At 62.7% G+C, this 21,245-nt stretch carries 23 protein-coding genes; 18 read left to right on the top strand and 5 right to left on the bottom strand.

The annotated features are described in order from the left end of the window. The first annotated feature begins 105 nt into the window (after positions 1-105). From mpl to JZ00_RS27110, 3 genes are read left to right on the top strand one after another with little or no spacing between them, the layout of a single operon-like run. Complete coding sequence (mpl, locus tag JZ00_RS27120; RefSeq protein ID WP_039594302.1) at positions 106-1,455, top strand: UDP-N-acetylmuramate:L-alanyl-gamma-D-glutamyl-meso-diaminopimelate ligase; 1,350 nt, start codon at positions 106-108, stop codon at positions 1,453-1,455. Further along, positions 1,452-2,099: a flavin prenyltransferase UbiX gene (gene ubiX, locus JZ00_RS27115; RefSeq protein ID WP_039594303.1), complete on the top strand. Its 648-nt coding sequence runs from the start codon at positions 1,452-1,454 to the stop codon at positions 2,097-2,099. The genes mpl and ubiX overlap by 4 nt, the downstream gene beginning before the upstream one ends. Beyond that, the gene (locus tag JZ00_RS27110) at positions 2,092-2,376 is read left to right on the top strand and encodes a YceK/YidQ family lipoprotein (protein WP_039594304.1); all 285 of its coding nucleotides are present in this window, start codon (positions 2,092-2,094) and stop codon (positions 2,374-2,376) included. Before ubiX ends, JZ00_RS27110 begins: the two co-directional genes overlap by 8 nt. Before the next feature lie 55 nt (positions 2,377-2,431). Here the strand turns inward: JZ00_RS27110 and JZ00_RS27105 are convergent, their stop codons facing one another. The 3 genes from JZ00_RS27105 to JZ00_RS27095 all read right to left on the bottom strand — a co-directional run bounded on the left by JZ00_RS27105 (position 2,432) and on the right by JZ00_RS27095 (position 5,369). After that, entirely contained in the window at positions 2,432-3,073 is a 642-nt protein-coding gene (locus tag JZ00_RS27105; protein ID WP_039594305.1) for an oxidoreductase, read from the bottom strand. Positions 3,074-3,101: 28 nt separating this feature from the next. After that, positions 3,102-4,820 carry a C13 family peptidase gene (locus JZ00_RS27100; RefSeq protein WP_039594306.1) on the bottom strand — a complete coding sequence of 573 codons (1,719 nt, stop codon included), beginning with the start codon at positions 4,818-4,820 and terminating at the stop codon, positions 3,102-3,104. Between the two features lie 93 nt (positions 4,821-4,913). Then, entirely contained in the window at positions 4,914-5,369 is a 456-nt protein-coding gene (locus tag JZ00_RS27095; protein WP_039594307.1) for a MaoC family dehydratase, read from the bottom strand. A 188-nt stretch (positions 5,370-5,557) separates the two neighbouring features. On the opposite strand from JZ00_RS27095, the gene JZ00_RS27090 reads away from it, so the two are divergent. From JZ00_RS27090 to JZ00_RS27080, 3 genes are read left to right on the top strand one after another with little or no spacing between them, the layout of a single operon-like run. Then, on the top strand, positions 5,558-5,923 hold the full coding sequence (locus JZ00_RS27090) for a CidA/LrgA family protein (protein WP_039594308.1): 366 nt from the start codon (positions 5,558-5,560) through the stop codon (positions 5,921-5,923). Then, positions 5,920-6,636 carry an LrgB family protein gene (locus tag JZ00_RS27085; protein ID WP_039594309.1) on the top strand — a complete coding sequence of 239 codons (717 nt, stop codon included), beginning with the start codon at positions 5,920-5,922 and terminating at the stop codon, positions 6,634-6,636. The genes JZ00_RS27090 and JZ00_RS27085 overlap by 4 nt, the downstream gene beginning before the upstream one ends. Before the next feature lie 10 nt (positions 6,637-6,646). Next, positions 6,647-7,237, top strand: a complete 591-nt coding sequence (locus JZ00_RS27080) for an LON peptidase substrate-binding domain-containing protein (protein WP_039594310.1) — start codon at positions 6,647-6,649, stop codon at positions 7,235-7,237. Between the two features lie 67 nt (positions 7,238-7,304). On the opposite strand, the gene JZ00_RS27075 is transcribed toward JZ00_RS27080, so the two are convergent. Both JZ00_RS27075 and JZ00_RS27070 read right to left on the bottom strand, forming a co-directional pair. Then, positions 7,305-8,621, bottom strand: a complete 1,317-nt coding sequence (locus tag JZ00_RS27075; protein WP_039594311.1) for a bifunctional DedA family/phosphatase PAP2 family protein — start codon at positions 8,619-8,621, stop codon at positions 7,305-7,307. A gap of 69 nt (positions 8,622-8,690) precedes the next feature. Then, the gene (locus tag JZ00_RS27070; protein ID WP_039594312.1) at positions 8,691-9,371 is read right to left on the bottom strand and encodes a DNA-3-methyladenine glycosylase; all 681 of its coding nucleotides are present in this window, start codon (positions 9,369-9,371) and stop codon (positions 8,691-8,693) included. Between the two features lie 198 nt (positions 9,372-9,569). Between JZ00_RS27070 and JZ00_RS27065 the strand changes: the two genes are divergently transcribed. The 12 genes from JZ00_RS27065 to lipA all read left to right on the top strand — a co-directional run bounded on the left by JZ00_RS27065 (position 9,570) and on the right by lipA (position 21,035). After that, entirely contained in the window at positions 9,570-10,841 is a 1,272-nt protein-coding gene (locus JZ00_RS27065) for a glutamate-5-semialdehyde dehydrogenase (protein WP_039594313.1), read from the top strand. Positions 10,842-10,869: 28 nt separating this feature from the next. Then, the gene (gene nadD, locus JZ00_RS27060; protein ID WP_162488984.1) at positions 10,870-11,541 is read left to right on the top strand and encodes a nicotinate-nucleotide adenylyltransferase; all 672 of its coding nucleotides are present in this window, start codon (positions 10,870-10,872) and stop codon (positions 11,539-11,541) included. A 71-nt stretch (positions 11,542-11,612) separates the two neighbouring features. Next, positions 11,613-12,107, top strand: a complete 495-nt coding sequence (rsfS, locus tag JZ00_RS27055; RefSeq protein ID WP_039594315.1) for a ribosome silencing factor — start codon at positions 11,613-11,615, stop codon at positions 12,105-12,107. Positions 12,108-12,116: 9 nt separating this feature from the next. After that, complete coding sequence (gene rlmH, locus JZ00_RS27050; protein WP_039594316.1) at positions 12,117-12,584, top strand: 23S rRNA (pseudouridine(1915)-N(3))-methyltransferase RlmH; 468 nt, start codon at positions 12,117-12,119, stop codon at positions 12,582-12,584. Between the two features lie 10 nt (positions 12,585-12,594). Next, a complete protein-coding gene (mrdA, locus tag JZ00_RS27045) occupies positions 12,595-14,490 on the top strand; it encodes a penicillin-binding protein 2 (RefSeq protein WP_039594317.1) in 1,896 nt (631 codons plus the stop codon). 31 nt (positions 14,491-14,521) lie between these two features. Continuing rightward, positions 14,522-15,625, top strand: coding sequence for a rod shape-determining protein RodA (gene rodA, locus JZ00_RS27040; RefSeq protein WP_045157031.1), 1,104 nt, complete (start codon positions 14,522-14,524; stop codon positions 15,623-15,625). A gap of 17 nt (positions 15,626-15,642) precedes the next feature. Continuing rightward, positions 15,643-16,653: a lytic murein transglycosylase B gene (gene mltB / locus JZ00_RS27035; protein ID WP_039594319.1), complete on the top strand. Its 1,011-nt coding sequence runs from the start codon at positions 15,643-15,645 to the stop codon at positions 16,651-16,653. After that, positions 16,653-17,678: a septal ring lytic transglycosylase RlpA family protein gene (locus JZ00_RS27030; protein ID WP_039594320.1), complete on the top strand. Its 1,026-nt coding sequence runs from the start codon at positions 16,653-16,655 to the stop codon at positions 17,676-17,678. The genes mltB and JZ00_RS27030 overlap by 1 nt, the downstream gene beginning before the upstream one ends. Positions 17,679-17,848: 170 nt before the next feature. Next, the gene (locus tag JZ00_RS27025) at positions 17,849-19,006 is read left to right on the top strand and encodes a D-alanyl-D-alanine carboxypeptidase family protein (protein WP_039594321.1); all 1,158 of its coding nucleotides are present in this window, start codon (positions 17,849-17,851) and stop codon (positions 19,004-19,006) included. An 82-nt stretch (positions 19,007-19,088) separates the two neighbouring features. Next, positions 19,089-19,364 carry a DUF493 domain-containing protein gene (locus JZ00_RS27020; protein WP_039594322.1) on the top strand — a complete coding sequence of 92 codons (276 nt, stop codon included), beginning with the start codon at positions 19,089-19,091 and terminating at the stop codon, positions 19,362-19,364. Further along, a complete protein-coding gene (gene lipB, locus JZ00_RS27015) occupies positions 19,364-20,011 on the top strand; it encodes a lipoyl(octanoyl) transferase LipB (RefSeq protein ID WP_039594323.1) in 648 nt (215 codons plus the stop codon). Before JZ00_RS27020 ends, lipB begins: the two co-directional genes overlap by 1 nt. Position 20,012: 1 nt before the next feature. Continuing rightward, a complete protein-coding gene (gene lipA / locus JZ00_RS27010) occupies positions 20,013-21,035 on the top strand; it encodes a lipoyl synthase (RefSeq protein ID WP_039594324.1) in 1,023 nt (340 codons plus the stop codon). The last annotated feature ends 210 nt before the right edge of the window (positions 21,036-21,245 follow it).

Raw genomic sequence — 21,245 nt, 5'->3', positions numbered from 1 at the left:
CTGACTGCTGTTGTGCGGTCAGCCGCCTGTGTACCGGGGGCTGAAACACAAGGTGCGATTTTCCCCTCCCTACGCTAACCTGCGGCCATGTTTACGAGGTCGACTATGCACATCCATATTCTCGGTATTTGCGGCACTTTCATGGGTTCGATGGCGGTCCTGGCCAAAGAGCTGGGCCACCATGTGACCGGTTCCGACGCCAACGTCTATCCGCCCATGAGCACGCAGCTGGAGGCTCAGGGCATCGAGCTGACCCAAGGCTACGACCCGGCGCAACTGGAGCCGGCGCCGGACCTGGTGGTCATCGGCAACGCCATGTCCCGTGGCAACCCGGCGGTGGAGTACGTGCTCAACAAAGGTCTGCCGTATGTCTCGGGCCCGCAGTGGCTGGCCGATCACGTGTTGCAGGGCCGTTGGGTCCTTGCCGTGGCCGGCACCCACGGCAAGACCACCACCAGCAGCATGCTCGCCTGGGTGCTGGAGCACGCCGGGATGAGCCCGGGCTTCCTGATCGGTGGCGTGCCGCAGAATTTCTCGGTATCGGCGCGCTTGGGCGGCACGCCGTTTTTCGTGATCGAGGCCGACGAATACGACAGTGCGTTTTTCGATAAACGCTCGAAGTTCGTCCACTACCGTCCACGCACGGCGATCCTCAACAACCTCGAGTTCGATCATGCCGACATCTTTCCCGATCTGCCGGCCATCGAGCGACAGTTCCACCATTTGGTGCGCACCATCCCCAGCGAAGGCCTGGTGATTCATCCGACCACCGAGCCGGCGTTGCAGCGCGTCATCGAAATGGGCTGCTGGACCCCGGTGCAAACCACCGGCGCGGGCGGGCAGTGGCAGGTGAAATTGCTCAAGGAAGACGGCTCTGAGTTCGAAGTGATGTTCGAGGGCCAGTCCCAAGGCGTGGTTGAGTGGGACATGACCGGCCAACACAACGTTGCCAACGCTTTGGCGACCTTGGCGGCGGCTCGTCATGTCGGCGTGGTGCCGTCGATGGGCATCGCCGCGTTGAGCGCGTTCAAGAGCGTGAAGCGGCGGATGGAGAAAGTCGCCGAGGTGCGCGGCATCACCATTTATGACGACTTTGCCCATCACCCGACGGCTATCGCCACCACCCTCGACGGTTTGCGCAAGCGCATCGGTGATGCGCCGCTGATTGCGATCATCGAGCCGCGTTCCAACTCGATGAAGCTCGGCGCCCACCGCGACGGCCTGCCGGAAAGCGTGGTCGATGCCGACCAGGTGATCTGGTACGCACCGGCCAACCTGGGCTGGGATCTTGGCGCTACAGCCGCGCTGTGCACGGTGCCGTCGATTGTCAGCGATTCCCTGGAAGGCATCATCGAGCGCGTGAAGAGCCAGGCCCAGCCCGGCACCCACGTGGTGATCATGAGCAACGGCGGCTTCGGCGGCTTGCACGGCAAACTGGCCGAGGCGCTGAAATGAGCACGCTTTTGCAGGACGGTGGCCCGGAACGCATCACGCTGGCGATGACCGGTGCGTCCGGCGCCCAGTACGGCTTGCGCCTGCTCGATTGCCTGGTGCGCGAGGAGCGCGAGGTGCATTTCCTCATCTCCAAGGCCGCGCAACTGGTGGTGGCCACCGAGACCGACGTGACCCTGCCAGCCAAGCCCCAGATGATGCAGGCCTTCCTCACCGAATACACCGGTGCGGCGGCGGGGCAGATTCGTGTGTACGGCAAGGAAGACTGGATGTCGCCGGTGGCCTCGGGCTCCGGCGCGCCAGCGGCGATGGTGGTGGTGCCGTGTTCCACCGGCACACTCTCGGCGATTGCCACCGGGGCCTGCAACAACCTGATCGAGCGTGCGGCCGACGTCACGCTCAAGGAGCGCCGCCAGTTGATCCTGGTGCCGCGGGAAGCGCCGTATTCGAGCATTCATCTGGAGCACATGCTCAAGCTGTCGAACTTGGGCGTGACCATCCTGCCGGCCTCGCCGGGGTTCTATCACCAGCCGCAGACCATCGACGACCTGATCGACTTTGTCGTGGCACGGATCCTTAACCTGCTGAACATTCCCCAGGATATGTTGCCGCGCTGGGGCGAGCATCATTTGAGCTGCGATGAATAAGCTGCTGGCGGTGTTGCTGGCCTTGCAACTGAACGGCTGCGCCACCGCTCGCACCCTCGACGCCGCCAAGCCAGGAGCGCCGGTGGTCTATGCCGGGACACGCCTGGACTTGTACGCCCTCAATGGAGGCTGCTGCGCCAAGGACCGTTTTGGTGCCGAGGCGCCGAGCTATCCGGGCCTCGACCTGCCGGGAAGTGCGCTGCTGGATACCTTGTTGTTGCCGTTGTCCTTGTTTACGGCGCTGGGAGTGGGGTTCCAGGCCACGGGTGGGCTGTAACGACAAGCTGAAAATGCAGGTGTGCTAGGGATCATTTGTTGTCCCGGGCGGCAGGCTATTTGCCAAGCCTGCGCAACTCATCCGACTCCACCACCCGCACCCCATCCTGCTCTTCCAACGCCAGGCGCCACATGGCCCGGGCCAGTTGGCAGGCTTCGATACCGTGGTATTTGCCCGGGATCAACTTGGACAAAGGCCCGGCGAGTTGCTCCGCCAAACGCGGTTCTACCCGATCGCCCAGCAACAGCGAGGGCCGGCAGATGGTCAACTGCGGCCAGTCCTGGGCCTTGAGGGCTGCCTCCATTTCACCCTTGACCCGGTTGTAGAAAATCGATGACTTCGCGTCTGCATTCAACGCACTGATCGCGATGAGATGCCGTGCGCCCAGCTCCCGGGCACGTTTGGCGAAGGCCACCACCAGGTCAAGGTCCACCGCGCGAAACGCCTGTTCGGAGCCGGCTTTCTTGATGGTGGTGCCGAGGCAGCAGAACGCGATGTCGACCGGGCCCTCCAGCCGTTGCAGCAACTCGGCCGGTTCCCCAACCGGATTTTCCAAGTGCGGATGCTCGGCCAGTGGCCGGCGCGAAGGCGCCAGTACCCGGGTGATGGTCGGCTCATTGAGCAGCCGGTCCAATAAGTGTTCCCCGGTCAACCCGGTCGCGCCGGCGAGCAAAACATGCTGAGGCGTCAAGTACATAGTGTTTCTCCCCTTGATACGATTCAGCTTAGTTGCTCTTTTTGCCCTCGTCGTTCAGTGCAGCACTTTGCAATGCTTTTCGCGCCTGTTGCTTGCGCAGCAATTGCCAGTGGGACAGGACCGTCCTCGGCGCCCAGATCTGCGGTTCCGATGCTTCGAAATTGTCCGCCTGCTCGCGTTCGGCAACGATGCCCTTGGCGCGCTTGAAGGCTTGCTCCAGGTCATCGGTCTGGTTGAGCGCCTGGGCGAACAGAGCGTCGCCGAAATAAGTGAAGTTGGCCTCCTCGGAACAACCGAACGACACCCGATCAGCCCGGGATGCCGTCATGACCAACGTGCGCTCATCCTTGAGCGCCGGAATGAAACCACCGGAATAACAGGTCGAGATGACCACGATCTTGTCGCGATTCTTCAGCGGCGCCAGCACCGCGGCCAGTTCATCGGCCGGCAGGTCGGCCAGCTCCATGCGCGGCTGGTCGAGCACCAGTTCGTGCTCGCTGGTGCCGTGGCTGGTCAGGTAGATGAACACCAGGTCTTCCGGGCCGCTGCGTTCGGCCAAGGTGGCGGCGGCGCGGCGTAGGCTCTCGCGGCTGGCCATGGGCCGGTCGCCGAGGTGGTCGCGGTGGTTCACCAGGCGGATCTGGCCGAACGCGCCGAAACGGCTGGCGAGCATATTGGAAACATAGTCGGATTCACGCAGGAACACGCTTTGCTTGCCGTCGCCGCCCAGGGTCAGGCTGTACAGCTCCACTGCCGGCGTCGAGGCCGGGATGCTGGCGAGAGCGTCGTCGAGAAGCCGGCCCTGGGCCAGGATGCCTCTCTCAAGCACGTCCGGCAGCAGCCTGCCATCGGCGTCGCGTATCCTCTGGCCGTTGACCCAGGTGCCGCCTTGCACGGTGCCGTCGGTGAGCACGAGGGTGCCGCGCCCGTGATAGCTGTCGCCTTCGAACTGGCCGATGTAGAAGCTGCCATCGGGCAGGTTGAGCCGGCCTTCGCCGGTGAAACGCCATTCATTGAAGTGGCCCCGATAATGGCTACCGTCGGCGCCAATCAATTCGCCCTTGCCGGTCAGCGCGCCGTCCCTGAACTGGCCGATCCAGACATCGCCGTCGGCATTTTCGTAGCGACCGCGACCGTTGAGTTGGTTATTCCGGAAGCCGCCGATGTAGACGTCGCCGTCGGCACTGTTGAACGTGCCCTTGCCCTGGAGTTGGCCGTCGACGAAATGCCCGGTGAACTGGTTGCCGCTGGCATCGACGCGCTGGCCTTCGCCGTTGGGCTTGCCGTTGACGAATGGGCCCTGGTACTGGCTGCCATCGTCGAGTTCGAGGCGTCCGAGACCGGAATATCGGTCGGCCTTGAACTCGCCCCGGTAGGTCATGCCGTTTTCCTTGAGCGTCCCTTCGCCGTCCCGCCGACCCAGCTTGAAGCCGCCGGTGTAGCTGCTGGTCGACGTGGTCAGGCTGCCCTGGCCGTGAAACAGCCCATGCTCGAATTGGCCGCGATAGACCTCGCCGTTACTGCCGTGCCACTCACCGGTGCCATGCCACTGGCCCTTGTCGAACTGGCCGGCGTACCAACTGCCGTTGGGGTAGTCGATGCGCCCCTGGCCTTGCAACAGGCCGTCCACCAAGTCGCCGCGATAACGCCCACCATCGGGCAGGCGCGCGTCGGGAGGCAACAGCGATTCGCCATCGCCACAAGCGGTGAGCAGGAGGGCCAGGGTCAGGGGTACAAGTGCGCGCATAACAGGATCCAGGTAATCAGGCGACGAGTATGCCGCAGCTATGCGCGTTGAAGCGATGCGAAACTGCATGAGCGGTTTCGCGACCGCGAGGGGCTACACGAAGCAGAGCGACAGCGGCTCGGCGATGTAGGCCGGTTTTTCCGAACCTTCGATTTCCAGGGTGGCGGTGGCCTTGAGCAACCATTGGCCAGGTTTTTTCTCGGTCACGTCCACCAGGTCGACCTTGAGCCGGACCTTGGAATCGACTTTCACCGGCTGGATGAAGCGCACACTGTCCAGCCCGTAGTTGACGACCATCTTCACGCCCTCGGGCAGGATCAGGATGTCTTCCATCAGTTTGGGCATCAGCGACAGCGACAGGAAACCGTGGGCGATGGTGCTGCCGAATGGGGTCTGCGCGGCCTTGACCGGGTCGACGTGGATGAACTGGAAGTCGCCGGTGGCTTCGGCGAACAGATTGATGCGGTCCTGATCAATGGTCAGCCAATCGGAACATCCAAGTTCCTTGCCGACATAATCCTTGAGCGCTGTAACGGGAACATAGGGCATTGAGACTCTCCTTGGTTCATCTGTCCTGCTTATATGGAACGGGGATCTGCGCCCCCGAGAACCACTGTAGATCAACATGGCCGACCGCGAAGGTCATCGACCATGCTTTTTACGAATGCCGAACCATAGCGCGGGCGTGCTTATAATGCCGGCGCATTCTTTGGACACGTGTTGCGGGGAGAGAGCGGATGTTGCTACGGGGCCTGACCTGGCTGGTGCTGTTCCAATTGCTGGGCACTGCCATCAACCATTTGTTCCTGCCGATCCTGCCGGGGCCGATCGTTGGCCTGTTGCTGATGCTGGGCTACCTGATCGCTCGCGGCGAAGTCAGCGAGCCGTTGAACCTGGCCGCCAGCAGCCTGCTGCGTTACCTGCCGTTGTTGCTGGTGCCGCCGGCGGTGGGGGTGATGGTCTACGCCCGGGCGATCGCCGCCGATTTCTGGGCGATTGTCGGCGCGCTGGTGCTCTCGCTGGTCCTGTCGGTGGCGTTGACGGGGGTGCTGATGCAGCGCCTGGCCCGGCGCCACAGTGTCGAACCGGAGGACGCGCCATGATGTTCGATTGGCAGGGCGCCTGGACCTCGGTCATTCACCATCCGTTGTTCGGCATCGGCATCACCTTGGGCGCCTATCAATTGGTGCTGGCGGCGTTCGAAAAGACCCGCTGGGTGTTTCTGCAGCCGGTATTGATGTCGATGCTGGTCTTGATCGGCGTGCTGGTGGGCTGCGGTATCAGCTACGCCGAATACCGCAAGAGCACCGAGATCCTGAGCATTCTGCTCGGGCCGGCCACCGTGGCGCTGGCGGTGCCGTTGTACTTGAACCTGCGGCGAATCCGTCAATTGTTCTGGCCGATTTTTACTACGCTGGTGATAGGCGGGGTGTTTGCCACCGGTTCTGCGGTGGTGCTGGGCTGGGCGTTTGGCGCCGAGCACATGATCCTGATGACGATGGCGCCCAAGTCGGTAACCTCGCCGATCGCCATGCTGGTGGCCGAGCAGATCGGTGGCGTCGCGGCGATGGCGGCGGTGTTCGTGCTGATTACCGGCGTACTCGGTGCGATCCTGGGTCCGAGCATTTTGACCCGGTTGGGTGTCCACAGTCCTGAGGCGCGGGGCATGGCCCTGGGCCTGACTGCCCATGCGGTGGGCACGTCGGTGGCGTTGCAGGAAAGCGAGGAGTCCGGTGCTTTCGCGGCCCTGGCGATGAGTTTGATGGGCGTGGCCACGGCGGTGTTGCTGCCGCTGGTGGTGTCGATGACGGTTTAAGGAACGAGTTATGAGCTTGCCGCTGTTTCCGTTGAACACCGTGTTGTTCCCCGGTTGCATTCTCGATCTGCAGATATTCGAGGCGCGTTACCTCGACATGATCGGGCGCTGCATGAAAAAAGGCGAAGGTTTCGGCGTGGTGTGCATCCTCGATGGCGAGGAAGTCGGCATCGCGCCCGATGGCTATGCACGGGTCGGGTGTGAGGCGCTGATCACCGATTTTTCCCAGCAGGAAAACGGCCTGCTGGGCATTCGCGTGCAAGGTGGACGGCGTTTCCTCGTGCACAGCAGCAGCGTCCAGGCCGATCAACTCACCGTGGCACAGGTCGAGTGGTTGGAAGACGAACCGGAGCAACCGTTGCAGGACGAAGATGCCGACCTTGTGGCGCTGCTCAAGGCCCTGGCCGAACATCCGATGGTGGAGGCGTTGAACATGGGCACCGAAGCCACGGGCCAGCAGTCCCTCGCCAATCAATTGGCCTATCTGCTGCCGTTCAATGAACTGGACAAGATCGACCTGCTGCAACTCGACGACCCGCAACAGCGCCTGGATGCGATCCAGGCGTTGCTCGATGAGTTGCAGGGCGAGTTGTTTGCCTGACACGCTGATATGGGAATATCAGCGTCCCCATAAGGATTGCGTTCCAGCTCGTTCCCCTCGCCAAGCATCAATAGGCATACCGCAACATCGCATGGGGCAGATGCCGCAGGGCGAAGAAACTGAAGGCCGCCATCAGCGCCGGCAGGACCAGCCACCAGACTTTCGGCGACATGGCACGCAGCGGCTCCTGGCGCTGGCTCAGCCACAGGACGGCGGCGCAGACGGTGGCGGCGAGCATGGCACCAGCAACAATGTCGCTCGGCCAGTGGGCGCCGAGGTAGACCCGCGAGAGGGCGATGGCCAGCGCCGGCAGCGAGCCGAGCAACAGCCAGGTCAGGCGCAGGCGCGGCGGTTGTCCGCGGCCGGCCAGGATCGCCAGGCTCAAGAACAGCGCGAAGGCGCCGGAGGCGTGGCCGCTGGGCATGCTGTAGCTGGTCAGTGGTTCGCTCAGGATCTCCGGGCGCACCCGGGCGAAAAACAACTTCAAGCCGGTATTGGCAAGGGCCGTGAGCAGCATCGTGCCCCCGGCAAAGATTGCCTGGCGCCATTGCCGTGCCAACAGCAGCAACCCGGTCACCAGGCTGCAGACGATCAGCATGTAGCGCAATTCACCGATCAGCGTGAACGTCACGGCGATCTCGTCCAGCGTCGCGCTGCGATGCTCCTGGACCAGTGCAATCAGTCCCTGGTCGAAGGCGGTCAGGTAGCGGAAACCGATGAACATACCAATCAGGATTACCAGGCCAACACTTGCGATGATCGCCGAGGCATGGCGATGGCGACGCAGGCTGCTGTTGACGCTCAGGCCGAGCATCACGGCGATGCTGCCGATGACCACGCCGGCTTGTGGCCAGAAACCTTCGGGCAGCGGCAGGCGGAACGCCGCCCCGGTGGCCCAGCCCGGCAACAGATAGGCCACGGTCCAGCCCGCCGCCGCCACCACGCTGACGATGGCGAAGCGCGGGAATGGCATGTCGCACATCCCGGCCACCATCGGCAGCATCGGCCTCAGCGGGCCGATGAAGCGCCCCACCAGCAGGCTGGCGATGCCGTAGCGTTGGAAATAGCTTTCCGCCGCGCTCATCCATTCTGGATGATGCCGCAGCCCGGGCAGGCGCCGGATGTTCTGGTGGAAATGCCGGCCGAGGAAGTACGACACCAGGTCCCCCAGCAATCCGCCGAGAAGCCCCAGCAGCAAGGTCTCGCCCAAGGACAACGCGCCACTGCCGGCGAGCACTGCAATGGCGAACAGCAAGACAGTGCCCGGCACGATCAGCCCGGCGATGGCCAGGCATTCAACGCAAGCCACGACAAACACCGCCACCGCCAGCCACTGCGGGTTTACGGCCAGCCAGCCGGTAATGCTATCGAGCCATGGGCCCATAAAGACAACTCCATTGTTTATTCAAGCTGCATGCTCTTTTACTGTGGGAGCGGCAGGCGCCCTATTTCATCAGCAAAGCAAAAAATAATCCCGGCCCTCGACCTGTCCACGCCGCAGCGGGTTGCGGGTGCACCAGGGTGCGTAGGCGGCCTCGACGAAGCGGTAGGGCAGGTGTTCGTCCCGTCCCAGCGGAATGCCCAGGCGAGTGGTCTGGATCACGTTGACCGTCGGCACGCCCACGTCTTCCACCAGCAACCGTTCAGGGTCGAAACGCTTGGCGTCCCAGTCCGGCACTTTCAGGCCCAAGGCCTTGCATAGCAAGGTCTGCCCGGCACAAAGCTTTTGCGGCGAACGTGGCCGGCCTTGGGCGTCGGGGTTGTTGAGCAGCATCTGCGCCAGGCTGTCCGGGCCGCTGATGGCATCGACCCAGGGATACGCCGATTTGATCAACACCGCATTGCCCGGGCCTTGCGCGCTGAAGTTCAGCGAATCGCCGCCGCGAGCGTAGTACATATAGATGTGCCCGCCGTCCAGGAACAAAGCCCTGCGCTTTTCCGTGTAGCCCAGGGAGGCGTGGCTGCCTTTCTCGGCGAAGTAGTAGGCTTCGGTCTCGATGATTCGGGCGCTGAGCCAGAGGCCGCCCACCTTGTGGCGAATGACTTTGCCCAGCAGGTCCCGGGCGAGCTCCTGGGCGTCTCGGTCAAAAAAAGCGTGTGGCAAAGCAATGGGCACGGGACGGGATTCGGTCATGGCGATGGATGAAGTCGGGCCAAAAGTAGCGCGATGATAACAACGGAAAGCTTAATTACCGCTGAACATTCCTGGAAGCCGTCACGATTGAGGCCTGTTTTGCGCCTCCGCCGGTCACCGCTGCGAGTCCATGCTGTTAGTCGAGGGTTACGACAGCTATAATCTGCCGCTTTCCTCTTTGCCAAGACCACACAGACCATGACTGAGTCCGTTCTTGACTACATGACCCGCCTGGGTCGCGCCGCCCGCGAAGCGTCGCGCGTCATCGGCCGTGCCAGCACCGCGCAGAAAAACCGCGCCCTGCAGGCCGCCGCCAGCGCGCTGGACGCTGCTCGCGCCGAGTTGTCCGCCGCCAACGAGCTGGACCTGGCCGCTGGCCGGGCCAACGGCCTGGAACCGGCAATGCTCGAACGCCTGGCGCTGACCCCGGCGCGCATCGACGGCATGATCGTCGGTCTGCGTCAGGTCGCGGCACTGCCGGATCCGGTCGGGGCGATCCGCGACATGAGCTATCGGCCGTCGGGTATCCAGGTCGGCAAGATGCGCGTGCCCCTGGGCGTGGTCGGGATCATCTACGAGTCGCGGCCGAACGTGACCATCGACGCTGCGAGCCTGTGCCTGAAGTCCGGTAACGCGACCATCCTGCGTGGCGGTTCCGAGGCGATCCATTCCAATCGCGCCATTGCGGCGTGCATCCAGCGCGGCCTGGCCGAAGCCAACCTGCCGGCCGCCGTCGTGCAAGTGGTGGAAACCACCGATCGCGCGGCCGTCGGCGCGCTGATCACCATGCCCGAGTTCGTCGATGTCATCGTGCCGCGCGGCGGCAAGGGCTTGATCGAACGGGTCAGTCGCGACGCCCGCGTGCCGGTGATCAAGCACCTGGATGGAATTTGCCATGTCTACGTCAGCGCCCACGCCGAATTGCCGAAGGCCCAGCGCATTGCCTTCAACGCCAAGACTTACCGGTATGGCATCTGCGGCGCGATGGAAACCCTGCTGGTGGACCAGGCCGTAGCCAAGGATTTCCTGCCGTCGATGGCTGCCCAGTTCCGCGAAAAAGGCGTCGAACTGCGCGGTTGCGAACGCACGCGGGCGATCATCGAGGCCGTCGCGGCCACGGAAGAAGACTGGGACACCGAATACCTGGCGCCGATTTTGTCGATCCGCGTGGTCGTTGGCCTGGACCAGGCGATCGAGCATATCAATCGCCATGGCTCCCACCACACCGACTCCATTGTCAGCGAACACCAGGGCGAAGCCCGGCGTTTCGTGGCGGAAGTGGACTCGGCCTCGGTGATGATCAACACCCCGACCTGCTTCGCCGACGGCTTTGAATACGGATTGGGTGCCGAGATCGGCATTTCTACTGATAAGCTGCACGCCCGCGGCCCGGTGGGTCTGGAAGGCCTGACCTGCGAGAAGTACATCGTGGTCGGTGATGGCCAGTTGCGCGGACAGGAGCCGGCCTGACTTGGGCGACCTCGACCCACTGGCCTCCATGACGATGCCCGTTGTGACGGCGATCGCGCCAAAGCGCATCGGTATCCTGGGCGGTACGTTCGACCCGGTGCACATCGGCCATTTGCGCGGTGCGCTGGAAGTCGCCGACGCGCTGGCCCTCGACGAGCTGCGCCTGACACCCAGTGCCCGGCCGCCTCATCGGGATACGCCGCAGGTGTCGGCCCGGGATCGCCTGGCGATGGTCGAGTGCGCGGTGGCCGGTGTGGCGCCGTTGGTGGTGGACGCCCGCGAATTGCAGCGGGACAAACCGTCCTACACCATTGATACCCTGGAGCTGATGCGCGCCGAACTGGCCGCCGATGCCCAGGTTTTTCTGCTTCTGGGCTGGGACGCATTTTGCGGCCTGCCCACTTGGCATCGCTGGGAAGAGTTGCTCCAGCATTGCCACATCCTGGTGCTGCAACGCCCGGATGCCGACAGCGAACCGCCGGATGCCTTGCGCAACCTGCTGGCGGCGCGCTCGGTGAGCGACCCGCTGGCCCTCAAGGGGCCGAGCGGACAGATTGCATTCGTCTGGCAGACGCCGCTCGCGGTATCCGCCACCCAGATCCGTCAACTGCTGGCCAGCGGTAAGTCGGTACGTTTCCTGGTGCCCGACGCGGTCCTGGCCTACATCGATGCGCACGGTCTGTACCGTGCGTCGAACTGAACAAGGCGTGCTCCGCCGACACGAATCCACGTGTACCGAGCAGCCGAACACATGAGCAAAACGAGTTTTTTATGACTGACAAAGACCTGAACAAAGTAAAGCGCAAGGGCACCTTCAAGAGCGCCCCGCTGCCGGTAGAAGCGCACACCGGCGTGGCGCTGTCCGGCGAAGAGCTGGTCAAGGTGGCCGTGGCGGCCCTGGAAGACGTCAAGGCCCAGGACATCCAGGTGATCGACGTTCGCGAGAAGCAGAGCATCACCGACTACATGATCATCGCAACCGGTACCTCCAACCGCCAGATCGGCGCGATGCTGGACAAGGTCCGCGAAGCGGTCAAGGCCCAGGGCGTCAAGCCGCTGGGTGAAGAAGGCAAGGGCGACAGCGACTGGGTCCTGTTGGACATGGACGATGTCATCGTGCACATGATGACCGCCTCGGCGCGCCAGTTCTATGACCTGGAACGCCTGTGGGCCGGCGCCGAGCAGAGCCGCTCTGCCAGTGCCGCGCACCACAGCCCGGAAAACACCCATGAGCACTTCACCAAGCTCAACAAAGACCAGCAATAAGGGATCGCTGTGCGACTGCGCCTGATCGCCGTCGGTTCTCGCATGCCCAAGTGGGTGGAAGAAGGCTGGCATGAATATGCCAAGCGTCTTCCGTCCGAGCTGGCCCTGGAACTGGTGGAAATTCCGCTCAACACTCGCGGCAAGAACGCTGACGTGGCGCGCTTTATCCGCCAGGAAGGCGAAGCCATGCTGGCCAAGGCCGGGCCGAACGAGCGCATTGTCACCTTGGAAGTCCACGGCAAGCCCTGGAGCACCGAGCAATTGGCGGTCGAGCTCGATCGCTGGCGATTGGATTCGCGTACGGTCAACTTCATGGTCGGTGGCCCGGAAGGGCTGGCGCCGGAAGTCTGTGCGCGGGCCGATCAACGCTGGTCGTTGTCGCCCCTGACGTTGCCGCACCCGCTGGTGCGGATCCTGATCGGCGAACAGTTGTATCGTGCCTGGACAGTCTTGTCCGGGCACCCTTATCACAAGTAATCCTGCCCCCATGCCCCAGCCGATCCGCATCAAGGACCACGAAAAAGACGCCCGCCTGGTGCGAGGCCGCGTCGTGTTCGGCGCTATTGCCGTGGTCGCGCTGATCGGCGTGCTGATTGCGCGGCTGTATTTCCTCCAGGTCATCCAGTACGAGTACCACTCGACCCTGTCGGAGAGTAACCGCGTCCACGTGCAGCCGATTCCGCCGACTCGCGGACTGATTTTCGACCGCAACGGCGTGGTGGTGGCGGACAACCGGCCCAGCTTCAGCCTCAGCATGACTCGCGAGCGTTCCGGCGACTGGCAGAAAGTCCTCGACGTGATTGTCGAAGTGTTGCAATTGACGCCCGAGGATCGGGCAATCTTCGAGAAGCGCATGCGCCAGGGCCGGCGCCCCTTCGAGCCGGTGCCGATCATGTTCGAGCTGACCGAAGAGCAGATCGCGCTGATTGCCGTGAACCAGTTCCGCCTGCCCGGCGTCGAGGTGGTGGCGCAACTGGTGCGGCATTATCCCCAGGGGGCGCATTTTGCCCACTCGGTCGGCTACATGGGGCGGATCAACGAGAAAGAGCTCAAGACCCTCGATCCGGTCAACTACAGCGGCACCCACCATATCGGCAAGACCGGCATCGAGCGTTTCTACGAGGCCGAGCTGCACGGCCAGGTAGGTTACGAGGAAGTCGAGACCAACGCCCGAGGTCGCGTATTGCGCGTGCTCAAGCGCACCGACCCGATTCCCGGCAAGGACATCGTCCTGAGCCTGGACATCAAGTTGCAGGAAGCCGCTGAAGCGGCACTCGGCGGTCGGCGTGGCGCGGTGGTCGCGTTGGACCCCAACACCGGCGAAGTCCTGGCGATGGTCAGTCAGCCCAGCTTCGACCCGAACCTTTTCGTCACCGGCATCAGCTTTAAAGCCTACGCCGAGCTGCGCGATTCCATCGATCGACCGCTGTTCAACCGCGTGCTGCGCGGCCTCTATCCGCCGGGGTCGACCATCAAGCCGGCCGTGGCGATTGCCGGGTTGGATGCCGGCGTGGTCACGGCGTCGAGCCGCGTCTACGACCCCGGCTATTACCAACTGCCGAACTACGACCACAAATACCGCAACTGGAACCGCACCGGTGACGGCTACGTGGACCTGGAAACGGCGATCATGCGCTCCAACGACACCTACTTCTATGACTTGGCCCACAAGCTGGGGATCGATCGGTTGTCGTCCTACATGAACAAGTTCGGTCTCGGCCAGAAAGTGTCCCTGGACATGTTCGAAGAGTCACCGGGCCTGATGCCGTCCCGGGAGTGGAAGCGCGCTACCCGCCGCCAGGCCTGGTTCCCCGGTGAAACCCTGATCCTGGGGATCGGCCAGGGCTACATGCAGGCCACGCCGCTGCAACTGGCCCAGGCCACGGCCCTGGTCGCGAGCAAAGGCAAGTGGTATCGCCCGCACCTGGCCAAGACCATCGAAGGCCAGAAGCCGGTGGACCCGGACCCGGTGCCGGATATCATCCTGCGCAATCCGTCGGACTGGCAGAAGGTCAACATCGGCATGCAACAGGTGATGCACGGTGCCCGAGGGACGGCGCGCAAGGCTTCCATCGGCGCGCAATACCGGATTGCCGGCAAGAGCGGTACCGCCCAGGTCGTGGCGATCAAGCAGGGTGAGAAGTACGACCGCTCCAAGGTCCAGGAACGTCACCGCGACCACGCCTTGTTCGTCGGCTTTGCGCCGGCCGACGATCCGAAGATCGTCGTCTCGGTCATGGTCGAGAACGGTGAGTCCGGTTCCGGCGTCGCCGCTCCGGTGGTGCGCCAGGTCATGGACGCCTGGCTGCTGGATGAGCACGGCCAGCTCAAGCCCGAATTCGCAAGCCCGATCAGCGCGGAGGCTACGGCCCGTGAAGAATAATTTCGACCGCATCCTCTCGAGTGAAGATGTGATGCGCCGTCGCGCTACCTTGCTGCAGCGCATGCACATCGACGGCCCGTTGCTGATCCTGCTGCTGACGCTAGCGGCCGGCAGTCTCTTCGTGCTGTATTCGGCCAGTGGCAAGAACTGGGACCTGCTGGCCAAGCAGGCCACCTCGTTCGGCATCGGCCTGGTGTCGATGATCGTCATCGCCCAACTCGAGCCGCGCTTCATGGCGCGCTGGGTGCCGCTGGCCTATGTGGTCGGCGTGGGTTTGCTGGTGGTGGTGGACATCATGGGTCACAACGCCATGGGCGCCACCCGCTGGATCAACATTCCCGGGGTGATCCGTTTCCAGCCTTCGGAGTTCCTCAAGATCATCATGCCAGCGACCATCGCCTGGTACTTGGCCAAGCGCTCGTTGCCGCCGCAACTCAAGCATGTGTGTATCAGTTTGTTGCTGATCGGTATCCCGTTCATCCTCATCGTGCGCCAGCCGGACCTGGGCACTTCGCTGCTGATCCTGGCCGGCGGTGCGTTCGTGCTGTTCATGGGCGGGTTGCGCTGGCGCTGGATCCTCAGCGTGATCGCCGCCGCCGTACCGGTGTCGGTTGCCATGTGGTATTTCGTGATGCACGACTACCAGAAGCAACGCGTATTGACGTTCCTCGATCCGGAAAGCGATCCGCTGGGCACTGGCTGGAACATCATCCAGTCCAAGGCCGCCATCGGTTCCGGCGGTGTGTTCGGCAAGGGTTGGCTGATGGGCACCCAGTCGCACCTGGACTTTCTGCCGGAAAGCCACACCGACTTCATCATCGCCGTGATGGGCGAGGAGTTCGGCCTGGTGGGCATCTGCGTACTACTGCTGATCTATCTGCTATTGATCGGGCGAGGCCTGGTGATCACCGCCCAGGCCCAGACCTTGTTCGGCAAACTGCTCGCGGGCAGCCTGACTATGACGTTTTTTGTTTATGTTTTCGTCAACATCGGTATGGTCAGTGGCCTGCTGCCGGTCGTGGGGGTGCCGTTGCCATTCATTAGCTACGGAGGAACTTCGCTGGTGACGCTACTGTCAGCGTTTGGGGTTTTGATGTCGATCCATACCCACCGCAAGTGGATCGCGCAGGTTTGATTAAGGTGAAGAGTTCAATGCAAGCAATGCGTGGCTGGTCGACGCGATATGCGACGTGGGTCGGCCTGGTCGGCTTCCTGGGCGGTGCGCCACATGCCTTGGCGGGCGAATACGAAGGTTCGCCGCAAGTGGCCGAATTCGTCGGTGAAATGACCCGTGACTACGGGTTCGCCGGCGAGCAGCTGATGGGTGTATTCCGCGAGGCCGAGCGCAAGCAGTCGATCCTCGACGCGATTTCCCGGCCTGCCGAGCGCGTCAAGCAGTGGAGCGAATACCGGCCCATGTTCATCACCGAGGCGCGTATCGCCCGGGGCGTGGACTTCTGGCGCCAGCACGAGGCGGCCCTGGCCCGGGCCGAGCAGGAATACGGCGTGCCGGCCCAGGTCATCGTGTCGATCATTGGTGTCGAGACCTTTTTTGGCCGCAACACCGGCAACTTCCGGGTGATCGACGCGCTGTCGACCCTGGGCTTCGATTACCCGCCGCGCGCCGAGTTCTTCCGCAAGGAACTGCGTGAGTTCTTGCTGCTGGCGCGTGAAGAGCAGGTCGATCCGCTGACCCTCAAGGGTTCTTACGCCGGAGCCATGGGCCTGCCACAATTCATGCCCAGCAGTTTCCGCGCCTACGCGGTGGACTTCGACGGCGATGGCCACATCAATATCTGGACCAACCCGACCGATGCCATCGGCAGTGTTGCCAGCTACTTCAAGCGTCACGGCTGGGAAGCCGGCGAGCCGGTGGTCAGCCGGGCCGAGGTGCGTGGCGAGCAGGTGGACCAAGGCTTGACCGAAGGCATCGAGCCGACGAAAACCGTCGGGGAGTTGCGAGCGTTGGGCTGGTCGAGTCATGATGCGCTGCGTGATGACATGCCGGTCACCGCGATGCGCCTGGAAGGCGAGCAGGGCCCTGAATATTGGATGGGCCTGAAGAATTTCTACGCGATTACGCGTTATAACCGCAGCGTGATGTACGCCATGGCTGTATATCAACTGTCTGAAGAGCTGGTCAAAGCACGGGGCGTCAAATAATGCAGGCATTGCCTACCTATCAACCCCTGAAAGCCAGGCCCCTCAAGCTGGTGGCATTGGCGGCGTTGTCGTTGCTGATCGTCAGTTGTTCGACCAGCCGCGCACCGACCCAGAAAAACACCAACGTCGTGCGGGCGACGCCGGGCCTGGACATCAACCGGGCCCACAAGGACGGCGCGCCATGGTGGGACGTGGATGTCTCGCGCATTCCCGACGCCACGCCGACCCTGCACACCGGCCCCTACAAGGCCAACCCGTACACGGTGCTGGGCAAGACCTATTTCCCGATGGCGGAATCCAAGCGCTACGTCGCCTCGGGCACGGCTTCCTGGTACGGCACCAAGTTCCATGGCCAGAACACCGCCAATGGCGAGGTCTACGACCTCTACGGCATGAGCGCGGCCCACAAGACCCTGCCGCTGCCCAGTTACGTGCGGGTGACCAACCTGGACAACAACAAGACGGTGATCCTGCGGGTCAACGACCGTGGGCCGTTCTATTCCGACCGCATCATCGACTTGTCGTATGCGGCGGCGAAAAAGCTCGGTTACGCTGAAACCGGCACCGCCCGGGTCAAGGTCGAGGGCATCGATCCGCAGGAATGGTGGGCCCAACGCGGCCGTCCGGCGCCTTTGATGCTCAACGAGCCGAAAGTGGCGCAGAATGCCGCGCCAACCGTGACGGCTTCCACCGGTACGGTCGAGCAGTGGACGCCGCCGCCGCAGCAACACGCGGCGGCCGTGGTGCCCGTGCAGATCGATGCAAAAAAAAACGCTTCTGCAACAGCGTCTGGCCAGTATCTTCAAGTGGGCGCGTTCGCCAACCCGGACGCTGCAGAGCTGCTGAGGTCGAAGCTGAGCTCGATGGTCAGCGCGCCGGTGTTCATCAGCTCGATCGTGCGCAACCAGCAGACACTGCATCGGGTGCGCCTGGGGCCGATCGGTTCTCCGGGTGAGGTCCAGCAGGTGCAGAACAGCGTGCGCCTGGCCAATCTCGGTTCGCCGAGCCTGGTCACCGCAGAATGATTTGAATGATGGCCCGCTTGCGGTTCGAGCGGGTCAGGTTGTTGGCTCTACGAATAACAAAAGCCCGGCAAGGGTTGTGAGTGAGCAACTATAATGCGCGGCGGCCCGTTAGAAGGCTGCCTGTTCAGTATTGCCCCCGGGCAGTTTCCATTAGCGATTTCGAGAGACGGATGAACATCACCACCTTTGCCAAACGCCTTTGCCTGCTAGTCCCGCTGCTCCTCTCACCAGCCGCGTTCGCGGTCGAGATGATGCCGGCGCCCCCTCAATTGGCCGCCAAATCCTTTGTGCTCATGGATGCCAGCAGCGGCGAGGTGCTGGTAGAGAACAACGGTGACCAGCGTCTGCCACCGGCCAGCCTGACCAAGCTGATGACCGCCTATATCGCCACGCTGGAAATCCGTCGTGGCCAGATCGGCGAAAACGATCCGGTGACCGTCAGCGAAAACGCCTGGCGTACCGGCGGTTCGCGGATGTTCATCAAGGTCGGTTCGCAAGTGACCGTCAGCGACCTGCTGCACGGCATCATCATCCAGTCCGGTAACGACGCCAGCGTCGCCTTGGCCGAACACATTGCCGGCAGCGAAGACGCGTTCGCCGACATGATGAACAAGACCGTCGCCGACCTGGGCATGACCAACAGCCACTTCATGAACCCCACCGGCCTGCCGAACCCGGAGCACTATTCGTCGGCTCACGACATGGCGACCCTGGCCCGGGCAATCATTCATGAAGACCCGGCGCACTACGCCATCTACTCCCAGAAGGAATTCTTCTGGAACGGCATCAAGCAACCCAACCGCAATCTGCTGCTGTGGCGCGACAAGACAGTCGACGGCCTGAAGACCGGCCACACCGAGGAAGCCGGCTATTGCATGGTGTCGTCGGCTGTTCGTGACGGCATGCGCCTGATTGCCGTGGTCTTCGGCACCAACAGCGAAGTGGCCCGCGCCGCCGAGACCCAGAAGCTGCTGACCTACGGTTTCCGCTTCTTCGAAACCCAGACCTTCTACCAGAAGGGCACCGAACTGGCCCAGGCCCAGGTCTGGAAAGGCTCGACCAACCAGGTCAAGGCCGGCCTGGCCCAAGACCTGACCATGACCTTGCCTAAAGGCCAGCTCAAGAAGCTCGCCGCCAGCATGACCATGAACCCGCAACTGACCGCGCCGATCGCCAAGGGCGACGTGATCGGTAAAGTCGAAGTCAAACTGGACGACAAAGTGGTGCACAGCGCCGACCTGATCGCGCTGGACGCGGTCGAGGAAGGTGGTATTTTCCGCCGCATGTGGGATAGCATCCGTCTATTCTTCTACGGCTTGTTCAACTGATTTCAAGTGTTGACCTGCATGGCCCCGTTCCTTTGCGGCACGGGGCCATGTTCGTTACCACGACTTGCGAGGCCGTTACGCCATGACAGATTCCGAAGTAAAGGCGCCAAAGATCGAATTTCCTTGCGAGGACTACCCGATCAAAGTTATCGGCGACACAGGTGTGGGCTTCAAGGACAAGATCATCGCGATCCTTGAAAAACACGCCACCGTTGACCACAAGACCCTGGCCGAGCGCCAGAGCACCAACGGCAAGTACACGACCATCCAGTTGCACATCATTGCCACCGGCCAGGAACAGCTCTACGACATCAACAGCGATCTGCGAGCGACCGGTTTCGTGCACATGGTGTTGTGATGGCTGGCACGCTGGGCTTTCGCGAGCTGGGCACGATGGCTTACGAGCCGGTCTGGCATGCCATGCAACGCTTCACGAACGAACGCGGTACTACCGCCGACGATGAAGTCTGGCTGGTGGAGCACCCGCCGGTGTTTACCCAGGGCCAGGCCGGCAAGGCCGAGCATCTGTTATTGCCTGGCGACATCCCGGTGGTGAAGGTCGACCGGGGAGGGCAGGTGACTTACCATGGGCCCGGACAACTGGTTGCCTACCTGCTGCTGGATGTGCGCAAGCTGGGATTCGGCGTGCGTGAGCTGGTCACCCGCATGGAAACATGCCTGATCGAACTGCTCGCCAGCTACGGGGTAGGCGCGGCGGCCAAGCCCGATGCGCCGGGCGTTTACGTCGATGGGGCGAAAATTGCCTCCCTTGGGCTACGTATCCGCCATGGCTGTTCATTTCACGGCCTGGCGCTGAACGTGGACATGAATCTTGAGCCGTTTCGACGGATTAATCCCTGTGGCTACGCAGGGCTGGCGATGACCCAGCTGCGCGATCACACAGGATCGATTGAATTTGCCGAGGTAAGTGCCCGGCTGCGCGCGCAGCTCGTCAAACACCTCGACTATGCTGAGCAGACGACCCTCACGGGCGGAATCGACTGATATGACTACTGATGCAGTGCAAACCATGATCCCGACGCTGGACGTCACCGAACGTCCGGCCCCGCGTGCCAAGGTAGAGGCCGGCGTCAAGCTGCGCGGCGCCGAGAAGGTTGCACGCATCCCGGTCAAGATCATCCCGACCACCGAACTGCCGAAGAAACCCGACTGGATCCGCGTGCGCATCCCGGTTTCCCCGGAAGTCGACCGCATCAAGGCGCTGCTGCGCAAGCACAAGCTGCACAGCGTCTGCGAAGAAGCCTCCTGCCCGAACCTGGGCGAATGCTTCTCCGGCGGCACTGCCACGTTCATGATCATGGGCGACATCTGCACCCGTCGCTGCCCGTTCTGCGACGTCGGCCACGGCCGTCCGAAGCCATTGGACGCCAACGAGCCGCAAAGCCTGGCCATCGCCATCGCCGACCTGAAGCTCAAGTACGTGGTCATCACCTCGGTGGATCGCGACGACCTGCGTGACGGTGGTGCCCAGCACTTCGCCGACTGCATCCGCGAGATCCGCAAGCTGTCGCCGAACGTGCAGCTGGAAACCCTGGTGCCCGATTACCGTGGCCGCATGGACATCGCCCTGGAAATCACCGCCGCCGAGCCGCCGGATGTGTTCAACCACAACCTGGAAACCGTGCCACGCCTGTACAAGGCCGCGCGTCCGGGTTCGGACTACCAGTGGTCGTTGACCTTGCTCCAGCGTTTCAAGCAGATGATGCCGCACATTCCGACCAAGTCCGGCTTGATGCTGGGCTTGGGTGAGACCGATGAGGAAGTCATCGAGGTCATGAAGCGCATGCGTGAACATGACATCGACATGCTGACCTTGGGCCAATATCTGCAGCCTTCCCGTAGTCACTTGCCGGTGCAGCGGTTTGTGCACCCGGATACCTTTGCTTGGTTTGCAGAGGAGGGGTACAAGATGGGGTTCAAGAACGTGGCTTCGGGGCCGTTGGTGCGGTCTTCGTATCATGCTGATGAGCAGGCTAAGTTGGTCAAGGCTGAGTTGCTCGGGTCCTGATTTTTTAGCGTTGGTTTTTGGGGTGGTGTGTATATCCGTTTCTTCGGTAACGGCTACTTTTGGTTCCGCCCTTACGGCGGGTCACTTTTGAAAAGCGCAAAAGTAACCAAAACGCTCTTGCCCCACCACTCGGTGCCTCGCCTAGGCTCGGCATGCCCTCACTCCGGCATTGCTCCGTGGGCCCGCCGCGAAGGGCCATCCATGGCCCAG

It is taken from the genome of Pseudomonas frederiksbergensis, assembly GCF_000802155.2.
In the GTDB taxonomy this organism is placed as follows: domain Bacteria; phylum Pseudomonadota; class Gammaproteobacteria; order Pseudomonadales; family Pseudomonadaceae; genus Aquipseudomonas; species Aquipseudomonas frederiksbergensis_A.
This window is presented reverse-complemented; position numbering and strand designations above follow the sequence as displayed.